Origin of the sequence: Pararhodobacter zhoushanensis (genome assembly GCF_025949695.1) — a bacterium.
Taxonomy (GTDB): domain Bacteria; phylum Pseudomonadota; class Alphaproteobacteria; order Rhodobacterales; family Rhodobacteraceae; genus Pararhodobacter; species Pararhodobacter zhoushanensis_A.
This window is the reverse complement of the sequence record NZ_JAPDFL010000001.1, coordinates 2276623-2296198: the sequence shown is the minus strand read 5'-3', so window position 1 is coordinate 2296198 and position 19576 is coordinate 2276623. Positions and strand designations below refer to the sequence as shown.

Sequence of the window (19576 nt, the reverse complement as noted above, 5' to 3'; positions counted from 1 at the left end):
GATGCTTGAGCGATTACTCTCGATCTGGTCACGGATCGAAACCGTGCTGATCGGCACGCTGGTGCTGTGTGCGCTGTTCACCTTCATGGGCGGCGCCGCGCTGCGGGTTCTGGCCCCGCAGCATGCGGTCGATTGGGCCGACGAAGTTGCGCTCTATTTCATCGTCTGGGCCACCGCGCTGGGGGGCAGCGTGCTGGCGGCCGAAGGCCGTCACATCAACACCGAAATTCTGGTGACCGGCCTGCCCCCGCATCTGCGCCGCGCGGCGGTGCTGTTCACCGGCGCGCTGACACTGGCGTTCTGCGCCGCGATGTTCTGGTTTGGCTGGGAAGCCTTTGAATTCTCGAAAATGCTCGATGACCGCTCGGCATCCAGTCTGCGGACACCACAAGCATGGACACTGTTTCTGGCGCTGCCTGTCGGCATGGGTCTGATGGCCCTGCGCATCGTTCTGCTGGCGATTGTCGGACGCGGGATCACCACTGCGGCTGAAGCGCTGCCCGGAAAGGTCGAATAATGGAAGCGATCCTTGGTCTGGGCGGGTTGCTGGTGCTGATGGCACTGGGCGCGCCGATCTTCGTGGCATTGGGTGTCTCGGCGCTGGTCATGCTGTCGTTCGAGGGGCGTCCGCTGATGGACGCGGCGATGACCTCGATCTCGGGCATCAACTCGACAACCTTCCTGGCCGTGCCGTTCTTCGTCATGGCCGCCACCTTCATGCAGCGCGGCGGCATCGCGCGCATCATCATCGACGCCGCAGAAGCCTGGGTCGGCCATTTCCGTGGCGGGCTGGGGCTGGTCTGCGTGCTGGCGACGACGCTGTTCGCGGCAATCAGCGGCTCGTCCGTGGTGACCGCAATGGCGATGGGCACCTTCCTGATCCCGGCGATGATGGCGCGCGGTTATGACCGCCCCTTCGCGCTGGGCACTGTCGGCGCCTCGGGCACGCTGGGCATCCTGATCCCGCCGTCGCTGTCGATGATCCTCTATGGCCTGATCGCCGAGGTCTCGGTGCCGCGCCTGTTCCTGGCCGGGGTGATCCCGGGCCTCATTCAGGCGGTGATCCTTGCGGTCGTGGTGATGATCATCTCGCGCAAGAAAGGCTATGCCTCGGGCACCCGCGTGTCGGGGGCCGAGTTCCTGCGCCGCAACCTGCGCGCCCTGCCCGCGCTGTTCATCCCGATCTCGGTCTTTGTCGGCATCTATACGGGCATCACCACCGTCACCGAATCCGCCGGGGTTGCCGCGATTGCCTCGGTCCTGATCGCCGTGCTGGTCTACCGCGAGGTGACGTGGCGCGACATTTTCGGCATGACCGCCGAGGCGATGAAAGCCGCCTCTGCCGTGACCTTCATCGTCATGTTTGCCATGCTCTTCGCGCATTGGATCACCGGCAGCGGCATCCCCACGGCGCTGGTGCGCTGGGCCGCCGCAACCGGCCTGTCGCCGTGGCAATTCCTCATCGCACTCAACCTGATCATGCTGATCATGGGCATGTTCCTCGATGCTGTGGCGGTGTTGCTGATCGTCACCCCCATCGTGCTGCCGCTGCTGCCCGCCCTTGGCATCGACCCGATCCATTTCGGCATCATCCTGATCGTGAACATGGAGATCGCGTTCCTCACGCCGCCGATTGGTCTGAACCTGTTCGTGCTCTCGTCCATCGCCAAAGCCCCGCTCAGCGAGGCGATCCGCGGTGTTCTGCCCTTCATCGCCGCGATGGCCGTGTTCCTGCTTCTTGTGACCTACATACCGGAGATATCGCTATGGCTGCCGACGACGGTGTTCGCCCGATGATCCCGCATGACTGGGACCCGACCTCGGCCGACGTGCAGGCCGATCCGCAAGCCGCGCTGCTCGATCTGCGCGGGCGTTGCCCGGTGGCCGGATCGCAGAACTGGGGCGGGTTCTATACGCTGACCAAATATGACGATGTGGTCATGGCATCCAAAGACTATGCGCGCTTTACCGCGACCGTGCAGACGGTGATCCCGGCTAGCCCGCGCAAGGGCCTGCCCCGCCTGCCGTTGCAGAAAGACCCGCCCGAGGCGATGCGCTATCGCAAGGGGCTGAACCTGTTCTTCAAGGAAAACCGCATCCGCGCGATCGAGGCCCCGACGCGGGCGCTGGCCGAGCAGCTGGCCGAGACACTGCGAGCCGCCGAGGCCCCCGAGTTCGGCACCGGCTTCGCTGCGCCCTTCACCGTGGGCAGTCTGTGCATTCTGGCGGGCATGGATCTGAACGAGGCCGAGGAACTGGGGCGCTTGGGCCACGATTATGTCGCCGCCGTGCAGGGCCTCGACATGCCTCAAGCGGGCAAGATCAGTCAGGCCATCGACGGGTTCGCCATTGCGCTGGTCAAAGACCGGGTTGCCAAACCGCGTGACCCCGAAACCGATATCGTCAGCGGGTTGATGGCCTTTGCGCCCGAGGGCGGGCCCTACAGCTTCGAGGAACTCGCCGGCATGGTCCGGCTGATGCTGATCGGCGGGCATGTCGTACCGCGCAACTTCCTGTGCTCGATGGCGTGGCATCTGGCGCGGGACGCTGATCTGCAAGCCCGCCTGCGCGACGGCACCGCCGACCGCCGCCTGTTGATCGAGGAAATGCTGCGCTGCTACGCGCCCAATCAGGCCTTGGTGCGCGTGGCGACCGAGGACACTGAGCTGCGCGGCGTCACCATCCCGCAGGGCTGCCCCGTGGCGCTGAACTACCTCAGCGCCAACCGCGACCCCGACGTCTTCGACGCACCGATGGACTTCATCGCCGACCGCAGCCCCAATCGTCACCTCGCCTTCGGCATCGGCCCGCACATCTGCCTGGGTCAGGCCGTCGCCAAGCTGCAGGCGCGTATCACGCTCGACGTGTTGGCCGCCCTGCCCGCCTTTACCTTGGGCGACAACACCCGCTGGGCGCGCTGGACGGAATACGGCGTCACCCATCTGGATCTGAGGTTCGCATCATGACTCATCCCGCCGATTTCACCGTCCCCGAGGTCGAGGATTTCGACAGCCCGCACGCCCTGTTCGCCGAACTGCGCGGGCATTGCCCGGTCGCCTGGGCCGATGAAATGGGGGGCTTCTGGGCGGTGACCAAACACGCCGATATCTGCCGCGTGCTGACCGAATGGCAGACCTTTACAACGACTGTGCAGAACGTCGTGCCCCGCGTCGCCACCACGCAGCGCCGCCCGCCGCTGCATCTGGACCCGCCGGGTAACATCCCGTACCGCAACGCCATTCTGCGCTTTCTCAGTCCCCGGCGGATCGAGGACTGGAAGCCGGTGATCGCCGCGATGGTGGCCGAGCATTTCGACCCGTTCGTCGCAGCCGGGGGTGGCGATATCTGCGCCGATTTTTCCTTCACCCTGCCCATCGCGCTGCTGGCCGAATTCTTCCGCCTTGCGCCCGATGAAGCGGCTGAGATCCGCATTGTCGGGGCCGAGTTCAACATGGCGCTGCAACGGCAGGATTTCGACCTGCTGCGCGAACGCTCGGACGCACTTTACAACATCGCCGCGCGGCTGATCGAGGACCGCAAAGCCAGCCCGCAAGACCCCGATCTGGACCCGGTGTCAAACCTGCTGGCGGTTCGGGTCGACGGCGCGGCACTGCCCGATGACAAGATCCTTGGCGCGCTGCGGCAATTCCTGCTGGTCGGCATCATCGCGCCGACGACCTTTATCGGCTCGATGGCCGTGCACCTTGCGCGCCACCCAGAACACCACGCCGAACTGACCGCAAACCCGGCGCTGGTGCCGGTGGCGCTGGAAGAACTGCTGCGCCTCTATACCCCGTACCGCGGCTTTGCCCGTACCGCGACGCGCGATGTGGAACTGGGCGGCAAGCTGGTCAAAGAGGGCGATCCGCTGGCCGTGGTCTTCACTTCGGGCAACCGGGACGAGGATGTCTTCCCCGATCCGCACAGCTACCGGCTGGACCGGGACGCGCCCGATCTGGTCACTTTTGGCCGTGGCCCGCATATGTGCCCCGGCTCGCCGCTGGCGCGGGTGCTGCTGGCCGAGGTGTTGTTGCAAATCGCGCAAAAAACCCGCGATCTGCGCCTGACCGGCCCGCTGGAAATGACCCGCTGGCCGGAATATGGACCCCTTGCCGTTCACCTTGCGTTGACACCTGCCGGATAACCTGCGGTCACCACAGACCGGAGGGAGCATGACGCGGGTCATTATTTCAGGGGCCGGGATCGCTGGGCTGGTCACGGCCCTGACGCTGCGCCAGATCGGGGTCGCCTGCACCGTGTACGATGCGGCGCCCGAATTGCAGCGCGCAGGCGTTGGAATCAACCTGCAGCCCTATGCGGTGAGAGAGCTTTACGATCTGGGTATCGCCGGGGCGCAGCTGAATTCGGTCGGCTTGCCGCTCAGGGAATGGGCCATGGTCAGCCTGAATGGCAAGGACATCAGCAGTGAACAGCGCGGCATCGATGCCGGGTTTCACTGGCCGCAATTCTCGGTCGATCGCGGCCTGTTTCATGCGATGCTCTACAGAACCGCGATGCAGCGCCTTGGCAGGCATTGCGTGGTTCTGGGCGCGCGCATCACAGGCTACCGGCAGGATCGCGACAGCGTGACGGCACTGTTCGCTGACGGCAGCGAAGAAAGGGGCGCGATCCTGGTGGCGGCTGACGGGATAAACTCGTGCGTGCGCGCCCAGATGTACCCTGATCAGCCCCCCATCAACCGGTCCAAAGGGGTGCTCTGGCGGGGCGTGACGCGCTCGCGTCCGATCCGCACAGGCTCAAGCGCGATAGCGGTCGGCACGAAAGACAGGCGGTTCGTCTTCTTTCCCTTCTCGCATCCGGGCCCGGACGGGTTGGCCAAGATCTGCTGGATCGCGCATCTGGCACGTGGCGCGCAAACGGTGCGCCCCGACGGAGCCTTATTTAACCCCGCACAACCCGTTGATATTGCGAAACACTTCGAAAATTTCTGCACGGATTGGCTTGACGCCGGCACGTTGATCCGCACCGCCGACGTCGCCTTCGAAACGCCGATGCGGGACCGCGATCCGGTCCCCACCTGGCGCGATGGCCGCGTCGTGCTGCTGGGCGCCGCTGCGCATCCGATGTTTCCCACCGGCGCCAACAGTGCAAGCCAAGGGATCATCGACGCCCGTGTTCTTGGTGCCAGCATCGTTGAGCATGGGCTCTCGGAATGGGCGCTCGATGTCTATGATGACAAGCTGTGTGCGCCGATTTCAGCGGTGGTGGAAAGCAACCGCGCCGAGGGGCCTTTCGAGCTGTTCAGCATCATCGACGCCCGTTGCGGCGGGTCCTTTGACGATATCGAAGAGGTCTGCCCCCGTGCCGAACGCGCGCGGTATCTGGCGCGCTTCGTTGCCATCACCGGGTTTGCGGCTGACCAGTTGAACAAGACACCGCCGATCATCGCGCCCGGTGCCCGGGCCTCGATTGCCTGAGCAAACCTGCACCGCCGCCAAAAGCCGCGCGCCCCCTGTTGCTCCGGCGGCGTTTTCTTGCGAAAACGCGCGCGGATCATTCAGGGGGATACAGGGATGACGCAAAGGGTGATGATTGCCGGGGGCGGTATCGGCGGTCTGGTCACAGCGTTGACGCTGCATCAGATCGGCGTCGACTGCGTGGTCTTCGAATCCGTGCGCGCGCTCAAGCCGCTGGGCGTGGGCATCAACCTGCAGCCCAACGCCGTGCGCGAACTGTATGATCTGGGCTTCGGGCCTGAGGTTCTCGATCCCGTCGGCGTCCCGGCGCGCGAATGGGCGCTGGTCGGGCTGAATGGCAACGACATCTATGCCGAACCGCGCGGTGAACTGGCGGGCTACAACTGGCCGCAATACGCTGCGCATCGCGGCGCGCTGCACATGCTGCTTTACCAGACGGTCTGCGACCGGCTGGGCGCCGACGCGGTGCAACTGGGTCGCCGGGTGACCGGCTACCGCCAGAACGCCGACGACAGCGTGACCGCCCTGTTCGACGATGGGCGCGAGGAAACCGGGGCGTTCCTGATTGGCGCGGACGGCATCCATTCCGCCATCCGCGCGCAGATGCACCCCGATCAGCCGCCAATCCACTGGGGCGGCGCTGTGATGTGGCGCGGGGTGACACGGGCCAAACCGATCCGCACGGGCAGCAGTTTTGTCGGACTGGGCACGCACAAGCACCGGATGGTGATCTATCCGATTTCACATCCCGACGCCGACGGCATGGCCGATATCAACTGGATCGCCGAGGTCACCTATGACGACCCGTCGGCGCGCGAGAATACCGGCTGGTTCCGTGAAGTCGCGATCGAGGATTTCGCCCATCATTTCGACGGCTGGACCTATGACTGGCTCGACGTTCCGGCGCTGATCCGGGCGGGCACCATCGCCTATGAGAACCCGATGATTGACCGTGATCCGGTGGAAACCTGGCGCGATGGCAACGTGTTGCTGATCGGCGACGCGGCGCATGCGATGTATCCCACCGGCTCGAACGGCGCCAGTCAAGCCATTGTGGACGCGCGCATTCTGGGCGCGTGCATGGTTGCAAACGGCCTGACCACACACGCGCTTGCCACCTTCGATCAGCAGCTCTGCGGGCCGATCTCGGCCGTGATCCTGCGCAACCGCGGGGCCGGGCCGTTTGGGTTGCTGAATATGGTGGATGAACGCTGCGGCGGTGCGTTCGATGATATCGATACGGTGATCTCGCCCGACGAGCGCACGAGCTTCATGGCCGGCTACAAAGCCGCCGCGGGGTTTGCCATCGAGAACCTGAACGCGGCCCCGCCGACGATCCCACCGGGTGCCCGCGTCAAGAGCACCGCGCCGGTCGACAGCTGACGTGGATGGCGCTGCCTAGCAGCGCTGGTCGATCGTCTTGGCGGCGTTTTCGATGCCGTCGGCCATCGCCGTGAAGAACACCGCCAACCCGTCGAGCCGCTTGTGCGGCGTGGCGTCGTCTGGCAATTCGCTGGCAAAGCCCTGCACGGCGCGTGACGTGCTGCGCATGCGGGTCGCGATGGTTTGCAAGAGCACACAGAACGACTCGTCAGCCAGCCGGAAATAATCCTGCCGGTCGCCGGGCATGTTCACCTTGATGATCGATCCCCGCTGAACCAGCGCGCGTGCATTGGCACTGATGCTGCCCCGGCTGACCCCCAGTTCGGTCGCCAGATCGCTGAACGAGCGCGGTTCGCCGTCAAAGATCAGCAGACCCAGAATACGCCCGGCAATCGGCGGCATGCCATTGCCTTCAAGAGCATGGCCCATAAAGTCGATAAAATTGGCGCGTGTGGTCAAAATCTGTGTTGTCATCGTATCTTCCATGAACCCTTGCTATCTTAAACGCCACCAAAGGTCATTCAAGACTGAACGCTCCTTGACGCAGGGGTCGGGCACCCCTACCTGCGTTCAGTTAAAATTGAACAATTTCTGGTGCCGCTCGGCCCCATTGACGGAGATCCGGATGCACGCTGCCCCTTCCTCTCTTATCCGGACGGCTGTGGCCGCTTTGGGTTTGCTGATCCTGCCCCTGCCCCTGTTTGCGCAAGAGGCATCGGTCGAGCCGCGCCCGGCACCATCGGTAACCGTCGCCACGGCCGCGGTGCGCCCCTTGCAACAGGTGGTGCCGGTGTCGGGTTCCTTGATCGCCCGCAGCGAAGTGCTGGTCTCGCCGCACGCCGGCGGCTACGCCATCACCGAACTGAATGCCGATATCGGCGATCATGTCGACGCTGGTGAAGTGTTGGCGCGCATAGACAACCGAACGTTGGCCCTGCGCGTCCGTCAGGCCGAGGCGGCGCTGGCCAATGCCGTTGCGGCACAAGATCAGGCCCGAAGCCAGGTCAACGCCAGCGAAGCGCAGCTTCAGCAAGCCAATCAGGTGCTCGAGCGCGCGCGCGCCCTGCGCTCGAGCGGGACCGCAACGCAATCGGCACTGGATGAGTCACTGGCCGCGCAGCTGAGCGCACAGGCCAATGCGCAGTCGGCGCGCGACGGTGTGCAGGCTGCGGGGGCCGCGCTGCAACAGGCGCAGGCGTCGCTGGAAGTGGCGCAGCTGGATTTCGAGAACGCCGAAATCACCGCGCCCGTGGCGGGCATCGTTTCTGACCGCAACGGCCAGATCGGCGCGATTGCCGCAACCGGCGGCGAGCCGATCTATCGGTTGATCGAGGAGGGTGTGGTCGAGGTCGCCGCCGAAGTGATCGAGACCGAGCTGGTGCTTTTGCACCCTGACGATCCCGCGACCCTGAACATTGCCGGGCTGGCACCGGTTACGGGCCATGTTCGCCTGATCGCCCCGGTGGTCAGCCCGACCACCCGCTTGGGCGAGGTGCGCCTTTCGCTGGATGACACGACCGGCCTGCGTCCCGGCCTGTACGTCGGCGGGCGCATCGTGGTGGCTGACCGCACCGGGCTTGCAGTGCCTGTCGCCTCGGTTTTGCGCGATGTGGAGGGCAGTTTCGTGCTGCGTCTTGGGGCCAATGACACGCTCGAGCGCAGGATGATCCAGACCGGCATCGCGTGGGATGGTTGGCAAGAGGTCACGGACGGGCTGGTCGAGGGCGACGAGGTTGTCGCGCGGGCCGGGGCGTTTTTTGGCGACGGCGACGTGATCCGCCCGGTGCGTGAAGGGGCCGCAGAATGAACCTTTCCACATGGTCGATCCGGCAGCCCGTGCCGCCGATCGCGCTGTTTGTCGTGCTGTGCATCGCCGGTCTGGTCAGCTTTGGCCGCCTGCCGGTCACCGAGATGCCCAACGTCGATTTGCCGGTCATCACCGTTGGCGTGGCGGCACCGGGCACGGCCCCCTCGGAGATCGCCAGTCAGGTGATCCAGCCGATCGAGGATGAGGTCAGCGACATCGCCGGGCTGCGCCATATCGAGGCCACCGCCCGCGACGGCGTGGCCGAGCTGGTGATCCAGTTCGAGATGGGCACCAACACCGACCGCGCCCTGAACGATGTCAAGGATGCCGTCACCTCGGCCCGCGACCAGATGCCCGACACCACCAGCGATCCGGTGGTGCAGCGGCTGGATTTCACCGGGCGTCCGATCCTGACCTTCGCCGTCGCCGATCAGACGCGCAGCATCGAAGAGCTGTCGAGCTTTGTCGATGACGTCGTGGCCCGCGCCTTGCAGGGGGCCGCAGGCGTTGGCAGTGTCACGCGTCTGGGCGGGGCCGAGCGTGAGATCCGCGTCGATCTGGACCCTGACCGGCTGGTGGCGCTGAACCTCAGCGCCAGTTCCATCAGTCAGCAACTGGCGCAGACCAATCTGGATCAGGGCGGCGGTCAGGGCGATCTATTCGGTTCGGAATACGTGATCCGCGCGCTGGGGTCGGCCCCGACGCTGGAACAACTGGCGGCAACGCCGATCCGGCTGCCCACCGGCCAGACCGTACCGCTGAACCAGCTGGGCACCGTCACCGATGGCGCGTCCGAGGCAAGCAGCTTTGCGCTGTATAACGGGCGTCCGGTGGTGGCTTTTGGCGTCTACCGCGCCACAGGGGCCAGCGATCTGCTGGCCGCCGAGAACGCGGAAGCCCGGCTGGATGAGCTGCGCACGCAATACCCCGACACCGAGTTTTCGCTGATCGACGACGCGACGATCTACACCGAGGCCAACTTCGATTCCGCGATGGAGACGCTCTACGAGGGGGCGCTGCTGGCGATCATCGTGGTGTTCCTGTTCCTGCGCAACTGGCGCGCGACGGTGGTGGCCTTCGTGGCGCTGCCGCTGTCAGCCATTCCGACGTTTATCGTCATGGATCTGCTGGGCTTTTCGCTCAACACCATCAGCCTGCTGGGGATCACGCTGGTGGTCGGCATCCTTGTCGATGACGCCATCGTCGAGATCGAGAACATCGACCGGCACATCCACATGGGCAAATCCGCCTATGATGCCGCCATCGAAGCGGCAACCGAGATCGGCACGACCGTGGTCGCGATCTCGCTGACCATCGTGGCGGTCTTCGCGCCGGTCAGTTTCATGGGCGGAATCGCGGGCGAGTTCTTCAAGCAGTTCGGGCTGACGGTGGCAGTGGCGGTGCTGTTCTCACTCGCCGTGGCGCGGCTGATCACCCCGCTTTTTGCGGCTTATTTCATGAAGAGCAAAACCGTCGTGCACGAGGTCAAGGACGGCTTCATCATGCGCGCCTATATGCGCGTCCTGCGCTGGACGCTGCGCAACCGCACGGTCACCTTGCTGTTTGGCCTGCTGCTCTTTGCCGGGTCGATCTATTCCGCGACCCTGCTGCCGCAGGAATTTGTGCCGCCCTCGGATACCGGCCGCTCGGTCATCACGGTCGAGCTGCCGCCGGGCACCACCCTGCCCGAAGCCCGCCGCACCGCGCAGGCGGTCAGCGAACGGGTTTTCCAAGTGCCTGAGGTTCAGCGCGTCTTCGTCAACGGCTCGTCGGCAACCTCGCTCAGCCTGCAGGTCAACTACGGCGACAAATCCGAGCGCGAGCGCTCGTGGACCGAGGTCAACAGCGATATCGCGGCCCATCTCGCCGATCTGCCCGACCTGCGCGTCTTTGTGCTGGGCGAAGAAGGGCAGCGCGACATTTCGATCAACGTGCTGGCCGATACCCAGACCGCTGTGGCGCAGGCCGCCGCCGACCTGCTGCACGAAATGCGCAGCCTGCCCGAGCTGCGCGGCGTCTCGTCCGAGGCCGCGCTTCGCCGGCCCGAGATCCAGATCACGCCCAACCCCGAACGGGCGGCGGAAATGGGTGTGACGGCATCGACGCTGGCCGCGGCCGTCCGGGTGGCGACGATTGGCGACATCGACGCCAATCTGGCGCAGTTCGACGCCGGCGAGGAACGCATCCCGATCCGCGTACGCCTGAACGAAGCCGCGCGCAGCGACATCTCGCGGCTGGCCGGGTTCCGCATCCCGTCAAGCTCGGGCACCATGGTGCCGCTGTCGGCTGTGGCGGATGTGCAGCTGGCGTCAGGTGTCAGCATCATCGAGCGGTATGACCGCCGCTACCGCGTCACGATCCAGGCCGACCTTGCGCCCGGTGTCTATCTGGGACCGGCGTCAGAGGCGATCAGCGCGCTGCCCGCAGCCAGCAACATGCCCGACGGGGCCGAGCTGCAGGCCTCGGGCGATGTGGAAACCATGAACGAGATCTTCTCCAGCTTTGCGCTGGCGATGGGGGCCGGGCTGATGCTGGTCTATGTGGTGCTGGTCTTGCTGTTCAACAGCTTCGTCACGCCGCTGACCATCATGCTGTCGCTGCCTCTGGCCATCGGCGGCGCGATCTTTGCGCTGTATATCTATGGCTCGGGCATCGGTCTGTCGGTGGTGATCGGCTTCCTGATGCTGATGGGGATCGTTACCAAGAACGCGATCATGCTGGTCGAATTCGCGTTGACCAGCGTGGCCGAAGGCAAGGACCGCGCCGCCGCGATGATCGACGCAGGCCACAAGCGGGCGCGTCCCATCGTGATGACGACCATTGCCATGGCGGCAGGCATGGTGCCCTCGGCACTGGGCAGCGCCACGGGCGGCGAGTTCCGCGCGCCGATGGCTGTCGCGGTGATCGGCGGGCTGTTGCTGTCCACCGCGCTGTCGCTGCTGTTCGTGCCCTCGGTGTTTTCGGTTCTTGAAGGGCTCAAGGACCGGTTGCGCTGGCTGTTGGGCAAGGTGCTGGCCGGGGACAAACGCCCCGATGAACAGAAACTGCTCTAAGACAACGGGGGACCGGGCGCAGGCTCGGTCCCCTTCTTTCTATCCGCGCAAGAAACCGTCCATCGGGGCCAGATCGCTACTGCCCGGAAAGACCACGCGCTCGGCGTAGGCGGCATCCAGCCCCAGATGAGCGGTCAGGATCGCCTTGAAGATCCCCTCGTAGGAATTGACCGCCAGCACGTCGCGCTCTTCGAACAGCGCCCGGTTGGAAAGCCCCGGCCACGCCCCCAGAATACGCCCGCCATGGACCGCACCCCCGGCCAACAGCGCCAGCCCGCCTGTGCCGTGATCGGTGCCGGCATTGCCGTTCTCGGCCGCAGTGCGCCCGAATTCCGAGGCAACCATGACCACCGTGCGCGACCACTCGGGCCCCAGCCCGGCGCGCAGCGTCATCAACCCGTCCGACAGCCGCCCCAGCAGTCCCGTCAGCCGCCCGCCCTGATTGACATGCGTGTCCCAGCCGCCCATTTCCATCACCGCGATGCGCGGGCCGTGTTCCTGCGCCAGCAGGTCCGCCGCCGCATGCGCGGCGATCTGGAAATTCCCGGTCTCGCTGGCGCCGCCCATATCCGGCTCAGGCGCGCCCGTGGCTTCGCCCAGCGCCATCGCGAACAGCGGATCGCCCCGATAGACGATGGCAAGCCGCGCGAGGAAATCCTCATCCAGATCCGGCAACTGCTCGTTCGACCACGCCTGCACCCGCGCCTGTCCCTGCAAGATCAGCGGCACCGAGGGGCCCAGTGACAGGCCCAGCCGCTGATCGCCGCCGTTCAGCCCGGCAATCGCCCGGTTCAACCAGCCATCGCCTGCGCCAAAGGGCTGCCCGGTGCCATTCTCCAGCAGGTTCTGTCCATCGAAATGCGAGCGGTCGCGGTAGCGCGTCGTGGCTGCGGGGATCAGGGCCAGTTCGCCTGCCTGCCACAGCGGCATCAGCGCGCCCAAACCCTGATGCAGGCCGAAGTAGCCGTCCAGACTGTGCACCTGATCGGCCTTCAGCCCCAACGAGGGGCGCAGGCGCTGATAGTCGGCGTCGGCAAAGGGCGCGAGCGCGTGCAGCCCGTCCAGCCCGCCGCGCAGGAAGACAAAGACAAAGCGGTTCTCGGTCGGGGCCGAGGCAAAGGCGACACGCGATGCCGCAAGCGAGGCGGCCAGTGACGCGCCGGTCAGATGCAGAAAGCGGCGGCGGGTGAGCATGCTCATCTCCTCTGAAACTCGGGGCTGCCGAACAACAGCGTCAGCGCCGCATCGGCCGAGGGCGCGCGGTAAACCCATGTCTGCGTCACATCGCGCGCCACGGCACCGATGCTTTGCTCCATCACCGCGCGCGGGTTGACACCGCCGGGCAGGCGCGAGGTAAAGCGGTTGACCCATTCCAGCCGGATCATCAGCGCCTCGGGCCCGATCCAGTCCGCCGCACGATCGCCCCAGCCTTGCGGCGACGGCGCGGTGAAGGGCAAATGCGCCAGCAACCGCAGGGGCAGCACGATGTCGCGCCGGTGCGGCGCGCCCTGCCCCACCGCGCGGTGCACGGCGATGACATAATCGTAATGCGGTTTGACCTTGGCCAGCGGATCCGCCCATGCCGCATCAAGGTCGATCACCGCCTGCATGACCCGGCCCAGATCGCCGTCCGTCTCCAGATAGACGCGCGCGATCTGCTCGACTGCCGCCTCTGGCGGATCGTCGGCGACGAAATGACGGACCAACTTGGTGGCAAGATGGCGCGCCGTGGCCGGGTGCCGGGCCAGAGCGTTGAGGATCTGCCCCCCTCGTCCACGCCTGCTTCGGCATAGCGCTGGCCCAGAACGGTTTTGTCGCCCGGCTCGTGGTGGCGCGGGATGAACTGGAAACCGCCGTGCCGGGGCCTGTCCCCGCGCCGCACGCCGCCATGCGTCCAGCCGGTCAGGGCCAGCGCGAACTGGATGACATCGGCCTGCGTATAGCCGCCGTGCACGCCCAATGTGTGCAGCTCCAGCACCTCGCGCGCGAGGTTCTCGTTCAGCGTCGTTCTGGTGGGATTGCGCTGCAAATGGCGCAGGCCCGCCGGCGATCCGGGGCCGATAGAGTAGGTATTATCCAGATAAACCAGCATATTGGGGTGCTGAACGACAGCCATGAGCATATCGGCAAAGCGGCCAAAGACATGCGGGCGAATAGCCTCGCGCTCGAAGGCCGGGATCGCCGGGGCGATCTGGCGACGCCCCGAGGAAACGGTGAAGTGGTTCGACCAGAACAGCACCAGACGCTCGGCCAGCGGGGCGCGCGTGGTGATCATCTGGCTGGCGCGGGCCAGCATTTCAGTGTCGAAATCCTGCTCTTGCGCGCGGCGGCGTTCTCGCTGCTGGGCCTCCGGGCTCTCCAGACGGGCGCTCAGAATGCCGTTGATGATCGCTTCCGAACTGCGAAACCCGCGCAGCGCTTCGGGCAGGGGCGCGCTTGGCTGAATCTGCGCGCTCAGCCAGCCGCGCGGGTCATCGCCGATTGCGTCGGCCTCGCCCGGTGCAGCCCCCAGACCGAAGCGATTGAGGGCGATAAAACTGGCAATGGTCCGCATGGGCCCCCCGGTGGTGCGCGCCCCGGTCAGGGGCGATGGCACAAGGTAGCGCGCCTGCGGTGACAGACCTAGCGGTTTGGGAAACACAACCCTGTGCGCAGGGCCGCCCGGCAGGAAACAGCGCAGCGCCAACGGGCTGGCGCACCCGGTGCCCAATCGGTAAGCTGTGCCAACAGCTTTGTGAGCAGATCCCGATGACCCGCACCATCCATATCCTGAACGGCCCCAACCTGAACCTGCTGGGCAAGCGCCAGCCCGAAATCTATGGCCGCGACACGCTGGATGATGTCGCCGCCGCCTGTGCCGCCATTGCCCAAGAGGCCGGGCTTGAGTCGGTGCTGCGCCAGTCCAACTGGGAGGGGCAGATCATCGACTGGATCCACGAGGCGCGCGAAACAGCGGCCGGGATCATCATCAACCCCGCCGCGCTGACCCATACCTCGGTTGCGGTTTTCGATGCGCTGATGACCTTTGAGGGCCCGGTGATCGAGGTCCATATCTCTCAGGTCCACAAGCGCGAGGCCTTCCGCCACCATTCCTATGTCAGTGCCCGCGCGGATGCGGTGCTGGCGGGGTTCGGCGTGCATGGCTACGCGCTGGCGATGCGGCATATGGCGCTGTTGCTGGCCGGGAAATAGCCCGCCGCGCGGCGGCGCGCTTATTCCAAGTAAAGATATCAGGATTGACATTCAGGCTGGCCGGACGCAGATTGCGCCCAGCCAAGCCACGCTGTGCCACCCTGACACGGACAAGCCCGGCCTGATTTTCAAGCGCCGCTCCCATCCCCGGCGCCCAGCCAGCCCGAGGATTCATGCGCCATATTTCGACCCTTGCCCTGACCGCCGCCCTGACTTTCCCCATGGCCGCGAATGCCGTGACGCCTGCCGAGGTGCTGACCACCTATTCAGACATCGCCGAAGCCGCGTACACCGACTCGCTGAACAGCGCGCAGAACCTGTCCGAAGCGATTGCCGCCTTTCTGGCCGCCCCGTCCGAAGCCGGGCTGGAAAACGCCCGCGCTGCCTGGATCGCCGCGCGCGTGCCCTATCAGCAGACCGAGGCCTACCGCTTTGGCAATCCGATCGTTGACGATTGGGAGGGCCGCGTGAACGCCTGGCCGCTGGACGAGGGTCTGATCGACTATGTCGCGCGCAGCTATATCGGCGGTGACGACAACCCCGCCGCGCAGCTCAATGTGATCGCCAATCCCAGCCTGACCCTTTCGGGCGAGACGATCGACGCCTCGGTGATCGACGCGACCCTGCTGCAAGACGTGCTGCAAGAGGCCGACGCGGTCGAAGCCAATGTCGCCACCGGCTATCACGCCATCGAATTCCTGCTCTGGGGTCAGGATCTGCACGGCACCGACGCCGGTGCGGGCGAACGCCCCTGGACCGACTACGCGCAGGGCGACGCCTGCACCAATGGCAACTGTGACCGCCGCGCGGCCTATCTGCGCGCTGCGACCGGGCTACTGATCACCGATCTTGAAGAAATGGCCGCCAACTGGACCGATGGCGGCGCGGCGCGCGAAGCGGTCACCGCCGACGAGACCGCCGGTCTGTCGGCGATCCTGACCGGCATGGGCAGCCTGTCCTACGGCGAGCTGGCGGGCGAGCGTATCCGTCTGGGTCTGATGCTGAACGACCCCGAGGAAGAGCATGACTGCTTCTCGGACAACACGCATTACAGCCATTACTATGACGGGCTGGGCATCCGGAACGTCTATACCGGCAGCTACACCCGCACCGATGGCAGCGTTGTCGACGGCCCCAGCCTGAGCGATCTGGTCGCGCAGACCGATCCGGCACTGGATCAGGCGCTGACTGCGGGTCTGGATGCCTCGGTCGCCGCGCTGCAAACCATGGTCGATACGGCCGAGGGCGGCATGTCCTATGACATGATGCTCGCGCCCGGCAACGAGACCGGCGAGACGGTGATCATGGGGGCGGTGGATGCGCTGGTCGCGCAGACCCGTGACATCGAGCGTGTCATCGTCGCGCTCAATCTGGACGGTGTGGCGATCGAAGGCTCGGACAGCCTCGACAACCCCGGCGCCGTTTTCGAGTAAACGCCGCGTTCGAGCAAACACAGAGGGCCTTAGCGATGATCGTCTGTTCCTGCACCGGCATCACCGACCGGGACATCCATGCCGCCGTGGACTGGATGCGGGCCTCGGACCCGCTGACGATCATCACGCCCGGCAAAGTGTACCGCGCCTTGGGTAAATCCGCCGATTGTGGTGGTTGCATGAAGACCTTTCTCTCGACCCTGAGAGGAAATCCGAATACGGAAGTTCCCAGTCAGCTACGCGGCTTGCGCCGTGCAGCCCAACAGGAGGACTGACGATGAAGGGTGATGCAAAGGTCATCGAGTATCTCAACAAGGCCCTGCGCTCGGAACTGACGGCGGTCAGCCAGTACTGGCTGCATTTCCGCCTGCAGGAAGACTGGGGCCTGACCCGCATGGCCAAGAAAAGCCGTGAGGAAAGCATTGAAGAGATGCAGCACGCCGACAAGCTGATCGCCCGGATCATCTTTCTGGGCGGCCATCCCAATCTGCAAAAGCTCGATCTCGCTGCGCATCGGCGAAAGCCCGCGCGAAACCCTGACCGCCGATCTGGCGGCGGAAGAGGAAGCCGTCGCGCTTTACCGCGAGGCGCGCGCTTATTGCCAGTCAGTGAGCGATTTCGGCACGATGGAGCTGTTTCAGGCGCTGCTGGTCGACGAGGAAGGCCATATCGATTTCCTCGAAACCCAGCTGGCGCTCTATGACCGCCTCGGAGACGAACGCTATGCGCTGCTCAACGCCGCGCCGATGGATGAGGCCGAGTAAGGCCCGCCTGCTGGCAGGGCTGATCACAGCCCTGCCACTCGCGGCTCCCTTGGCTGCGCAGGATCTGACCGACCTGCACCTGAACGCCACCCCCCGCACCCCGTCCGAAGCCCGGCGCGTCGCTCTGGTGACAGCGCCGCCCAGCGATCCGACCCTGCCGCAGCGGTTTGAGCTGCGTTCGGGCGGTGCGGCGACAGTCCGGGTCCGCACCGGCAATGACGCCTTCTCGCAGCCTTCCGCGAACATGAGCTTTGAAGACCAGATGGATTTTCGTCTGGGCAACGGCCTGTTCACCCGGCTCTGGGTCTCGGCCCCGTCCTCGACCATCGCGTCGGATGGTCTGGGCCCGCTCTACAATGCGCGGGGCTGCCAGACCTGCCATCTGCTCGACGGGCGCGGCCATCCGCCCGGCCCCGGCGACGATAACGCGATCTCGATGTTCCTGCGCGTCTCGATCCCCGCGCCCGAGGGCACGGCAGGCCCTGCCGGAATCGCCGATTACATCGCCACCCTTCCCCATCCGGCTTACGGTGCGCAGATGCAGGACTTTGCGGTGCAGGGCCAGCCCGCCGAATACCGGCTGGTCGTCGATTGGGAGGAAATCCCGGTCGCGCTGGCAGGGGGCGAAACCGCGTCCCTGCGCCGCCCCGATTGGCGGGCCGAGGATCTGGCCTTTGGCCCCTTGGGCGACACCGCCATGCTCAGCCCCCGCGTTGCCCCCCAGATGCTCGGCCTCGGACTGCTCGAGGCGATCCCTGTGGCCGACATCCTCGCCCATGCCGACCCCGACGATGCCGACGGCAATGGCATCTCGGGCCGCCCCAACATCGTCTGGTCGCCCGAATTCAACGCCCCCATGCTGGGCCGTTTCGGCCACAAGGCCGGTGCCCCCACGGTGATGCAGCAAAGCGCCGCCGCCTTCTCGGGCGACATGGGCCTGTCGACGCCGCTGTTCCCCGACAGCGCCGGTGACTGCACCCCGGCGCAAACCGTCTGCCGCATGGCCATCGACGGCGCTGACCCCGAACAGGACAGTGTCGAGGTCAGCCAGCAGGCGCTCGATCTGGTCACCTTTTATGCCCGCAATCTGGGCGTCCCCGCCCGCCGCGACGTGGATGACGCGGAAGTGCTGCGCGGGCGCGCGATCTTTCACCAGCTGGACTGCGCCAGTTGCCACCAACCCGCCTTTGTCACCGCCCGCCTGCCCGACCGGCCCGAGCAAAGCTTCCAGCTGATCTGGCCCTACACCGACCTTCTGCTGCACGACATGGGCGAGGGTCTGGCCGACCACCGACCAGAAGCCCGCGCCACCGGCACCGAGTGGCGCACGCCACCGTTATGGGGGATCGGCTTGACCGAACGGGTCAGCGGGCATACCCAGTTCCTGCACGACGGGCGCGCACGGTCCCTGCTGGAAGCCGTGCTCTGGCACGGTGGCGAGGCGCAGACAGCCCGCGACGCCGTGGTCGCCCTCGCCCCTGATGACCGCGCCGCCTTGCTGCGCTTTCTGGAGTCCCTCTGATGCGCCTCAGCCTTGCCTTCGCTCTGTGTTTCACCGCCGCCCCGGCGCTGGCCGATGTCAACGCGGTGCTCGACACCCATATACTGCCCGGCGAGGCCGCCTTTGCCAGTGCCACGCAGGATCTGGCCACGGCCGCCGCTGAAAACTGCCTACCCGACGCGCTGACCCCGGCGTGGAACACCGCCTTTGACGCGTGGATGGGTATCAGCCATCTGCGCATGGGACCGCAGGAACAGGCGACGCTGAGCATGGCGTACTGGCCCGACGATCGCAGCAGCGGGCGGCGCACACTGGCCCGGCTGATCGCCGATGAAGACGCGATGGGCACCGACGCCGAGGCCTTTACCGAGGTCTCCGCCGCCGCGCGCGGGCTCTATGCGCTGGAAACCATGCTCTACGATCCGCAGTTCAACGACTATGCGGCGGGCAGCTATTCCTGCACGCTGGTGACGGTCATGACGCAGGATCTGGCCAATCAGGCCGAAGCCGTGAACGCCGCCTGGAACCAGAAATTCGCGCCCGAGCTGCGCAACGCCGGGGCGACGGACAACGGTGTCTACCTCTCGCCGCAAGAGGCCGAGCGCGCGCTCTTCACCCAGCTGCACGGCGGGATCGAGTTCATCGCCGACCAGCGCCTTGGCCGCCCGATGGGCACGCTGGACCGCCCGCGCCCGCAACGGGCCGAGACCTGGCGCGCGAGCCGCAGCATGCGCAACGTGTCTCTCTCGCTGGAGGCGCTGCACCAGATGGCGACCGCGCTGGCCGGGCAACCGCTTGAGGCGGTCGAGCAAGCGTTTGACGCCGCAAAGTATTTTGCCAGCACGATTGCTGACCCGGCGTTTCAGGACATCACCGAAGCGCAAGCCCGCCTGCGGTTGGAATCGCTGCAAGGCCGGGTGCGCACCATCGGTGACGTGCTGATCGTCGACATCGGCGAAACGATGGGCATCGCCCCCGGCTTCAACTCGGCGGACGGAGACTGAG

Annotated in this window: 15 protein-coding genes and 2 pseudogenes; 14 read left to right on the top strand and 3 right to left on the bottom strand. The window is 65.8% G+C overall.

Going from position 1 to position 19576, the window contains the following annotated elements; all coding sequences use genetic code 11:
* Window position 1: 1 nt before the first annotated feature.
* From OKW52_RS11550 to OKW52_RS11525, 6 genes are all read left to right on the top strand, one after another.
* Complete coding sequence (locus OKW52_RS11550) at window positions 2–517, top strand: TRAP transporter small permease (RefSeq protein ID WP_127104121.1); 516 nt, start codon at window positions 2–4, stop codon at window positions 515–517.
* On the top strand, window positions 517–1797 hold the full coding sequence (locus tag OKW52_RS11545; RefSeq protein ID WP_264505833.1) for a TRAP transporter large permease: 1281 nt from the start codon (window positions 517–519) through the stop codon (window positions 1795–1797). Before OKW52_RS11550 ends, OKW52_RS11545 begins: the two co-directional genes overlap by 1 nt.
* Window positions 1767–2966, top strand: a complete 1200-nt coding sequence (locus OKW52_RS11540; RefSeq protein ID WP_264505832.1) for a cytochrome P450 — start codon at window positions 1767–1769, stop codon at window positions 2964–2966. Before OKW52_RS11545 ends, OKW52_RS11540 begins: the two co-directional genes overlap by 31 nt.
* Window positions 2963–4144 carry a cytochrome P450 gene (locus OKW52_RS11535; protein WP_264505831.1) on the top strand — a complete coding sequence of 394 codons (1182 nt, stop codon included), beginning with the start codon at window positions 2963–2965 and terminating at the stop codon, window positions 4142–4144. Before OKW52_RS11540 ends, OKW52_RS11535 begins: the two co-directional genes overlap by 4 nt.
* Window positions 4145–4172: 28 nt before the next feature.
* On the top strand, window positions 4173–5438 hold the full coding sequence (locus OKW52_RS11530) for an FAD-dependent monooxygenase (protein ID WP_264505830.1): 1266 nt from the start codon (window positions 4173–4175) through the stop codon (window positions 5436–5438).
* A gap of 96 nt (window positions 5439–5534) precedes the next feature.
* On the top strand, window positions 5535–6821 hold the full coding sequence (locus OKW52_RS11525) for a flavin-dependent oxidoreductase (RefSeq protein WP_264505829.1): 1287 nt from the start codon (window positions 5535–5537) through the stop codon (window positions 6819–6821).
* A 15-nt stretch (window positions 6822–6836) separates the two neighbouring features.
* Here OKW52_RS11525 and OKW52_RS11520 read toward each other — a convergent pair whose 3' ends face one another.
* Entirely contained in the window at window positions 6837–7295 is a 459-nt protein-coding gene (locus tag OKW52_RS11520) for a GbsR/MarR family transcriptional regulator (RefSeq protein WP_264505828.1), read from the bottom strand.
* Window positions 7296–7446: 151 nt separating this feature from the next.
* Here OKW52_RS11520 and OKW52_RS11515 point away from each other — a divergent pair, with 151 nt between their 5' ends.
* Together OKW52_RS11515 and OKW52_RS11510 are read left to right on the top strand one after the other, a co-directional pair.
* Window positions 7447–8628 (top strand): efflux RND transporter periplasmic adaptor subunit, encoded by a 1182-nt coding sequence (locus OKW52_RS11515; RefSeq protein WP_264505827.1) that lies wholly within the window; start codon window positions 7447–7449, stop codon window positions 8626–8628.
* A complete protein-coding gene (locus OKW52_RS11510; RefSeq protein WP_264505826.1) occupies window positions 8625–11681 on the top strand; it encodes an efflux RND transporter permease subunit in 3057 nt (1018 codons plus the stop codon). The genes OKW52_RS11515 and OKW52_RS11510 overlap by 4 nt, the downstream gene beginning before the upstream one ends.
* A gap of 39 nt (window positions 11682–11720) precedes the next feature.
* Here OKW52_RS11510 and OKW52_RS11505 read toward each other — a convergent pair whose 3' ends face one another.
* Entirely contained in the window at window positions 11721–12875 is a 1155-nt protein-coding gene (locus OKW52_RS11505; protein ID WP_264505825.1) for a DUF1501 domain-containing protein, read from the bottom strand.
* A gap of 2 nt (window positions 12876–12877) precedes the next feature.
* A pseudogene (locus OKW52_RS11500) lies at window positions 12878–14235 on the bottom strand (DUF1800 domain-containing protein).
* Between the two features lie 194 nt (window positions 14236–14429).
* Here OKW52_RS11500 and aroQ point away from each other — a divergent pair.
* The 6 genes and pseudogenes from aroQ to OKW52_RS11470 all read left to right on the top strand — a co-directional run bounded on the left by aroQ (window position 14430) and on the right by OKW52_RS11470 (window position 19575).
* Window positions 14430–14873, top strand: a complete 444-nt coding sequence (aroQ, locus tag OKW52_RS11495; protein ID WP_264505824.1) for a type II 3-dehydroquinate dehydratase — start codon at window positions 14430–14432, stop codon at window positions 14871–14873.
* Between the two features lie 173 nt (window positions 14874–15046).
* Window positions 15047–16306: an imelysin family protein gene (locus OKW52_RS11490; RefSeq protein ID WP_264505823.1), complete on the top strand. Its 1260-nt coding sequence runs from the start codon at window positions 15047–15049 to the stop codon at window positions 16304–16306.
* Window positions 16307–16341: 35 nt separating this feature from the next.
* Window positions 16342–16581 (top strand): (2Fe-2S)-binding protein, encoded by a 240-nt coding sequence (locus tag OKW52_RS11485; protein ID WP_127104134.1) that lies wholly within the window; start codon window positions 16342–16344, stop codon window positions 16579–16581.
* A 2-nt stretch (window positions 16582–16583) separates the two neighbouring features.
* Window positions 16584–17070, top strand: a pseudogene (gene bfr / locus OKW52_RS11480) (bacterioferritin).
* Window positions 17057–18592: a di-heme oxidoreductase family protein gene (locus OKW52_RS11475; RefSeq protein ID WP_264505822.1), complete on the top strand. Its 1536-nt coding sequence runs from the start codon at window positions 17057–17059 to the stop codon at window positions 18590–18592. The pseudogene bfr and the gene OKW52_RS11475 overlap by 14 nt, the downstream one beginning before the upstream one ends.
* A complete protein-coding gene (locus OKW52_RS11470; RefSeq protein ID WP_264505821.1) occupies window positions 18592–19575 on the top strand; it encodes an imelysin family protein in 984 nt (327 codons plus the stop codon). The genes OKW52_RS11475 and OKW52_RS11470 overlap by 1 nt, the downstream gene beginning before the upstream one ends.
* The last annotated feature ends 1 nt before the right edge of the window (window position 19576 follow it).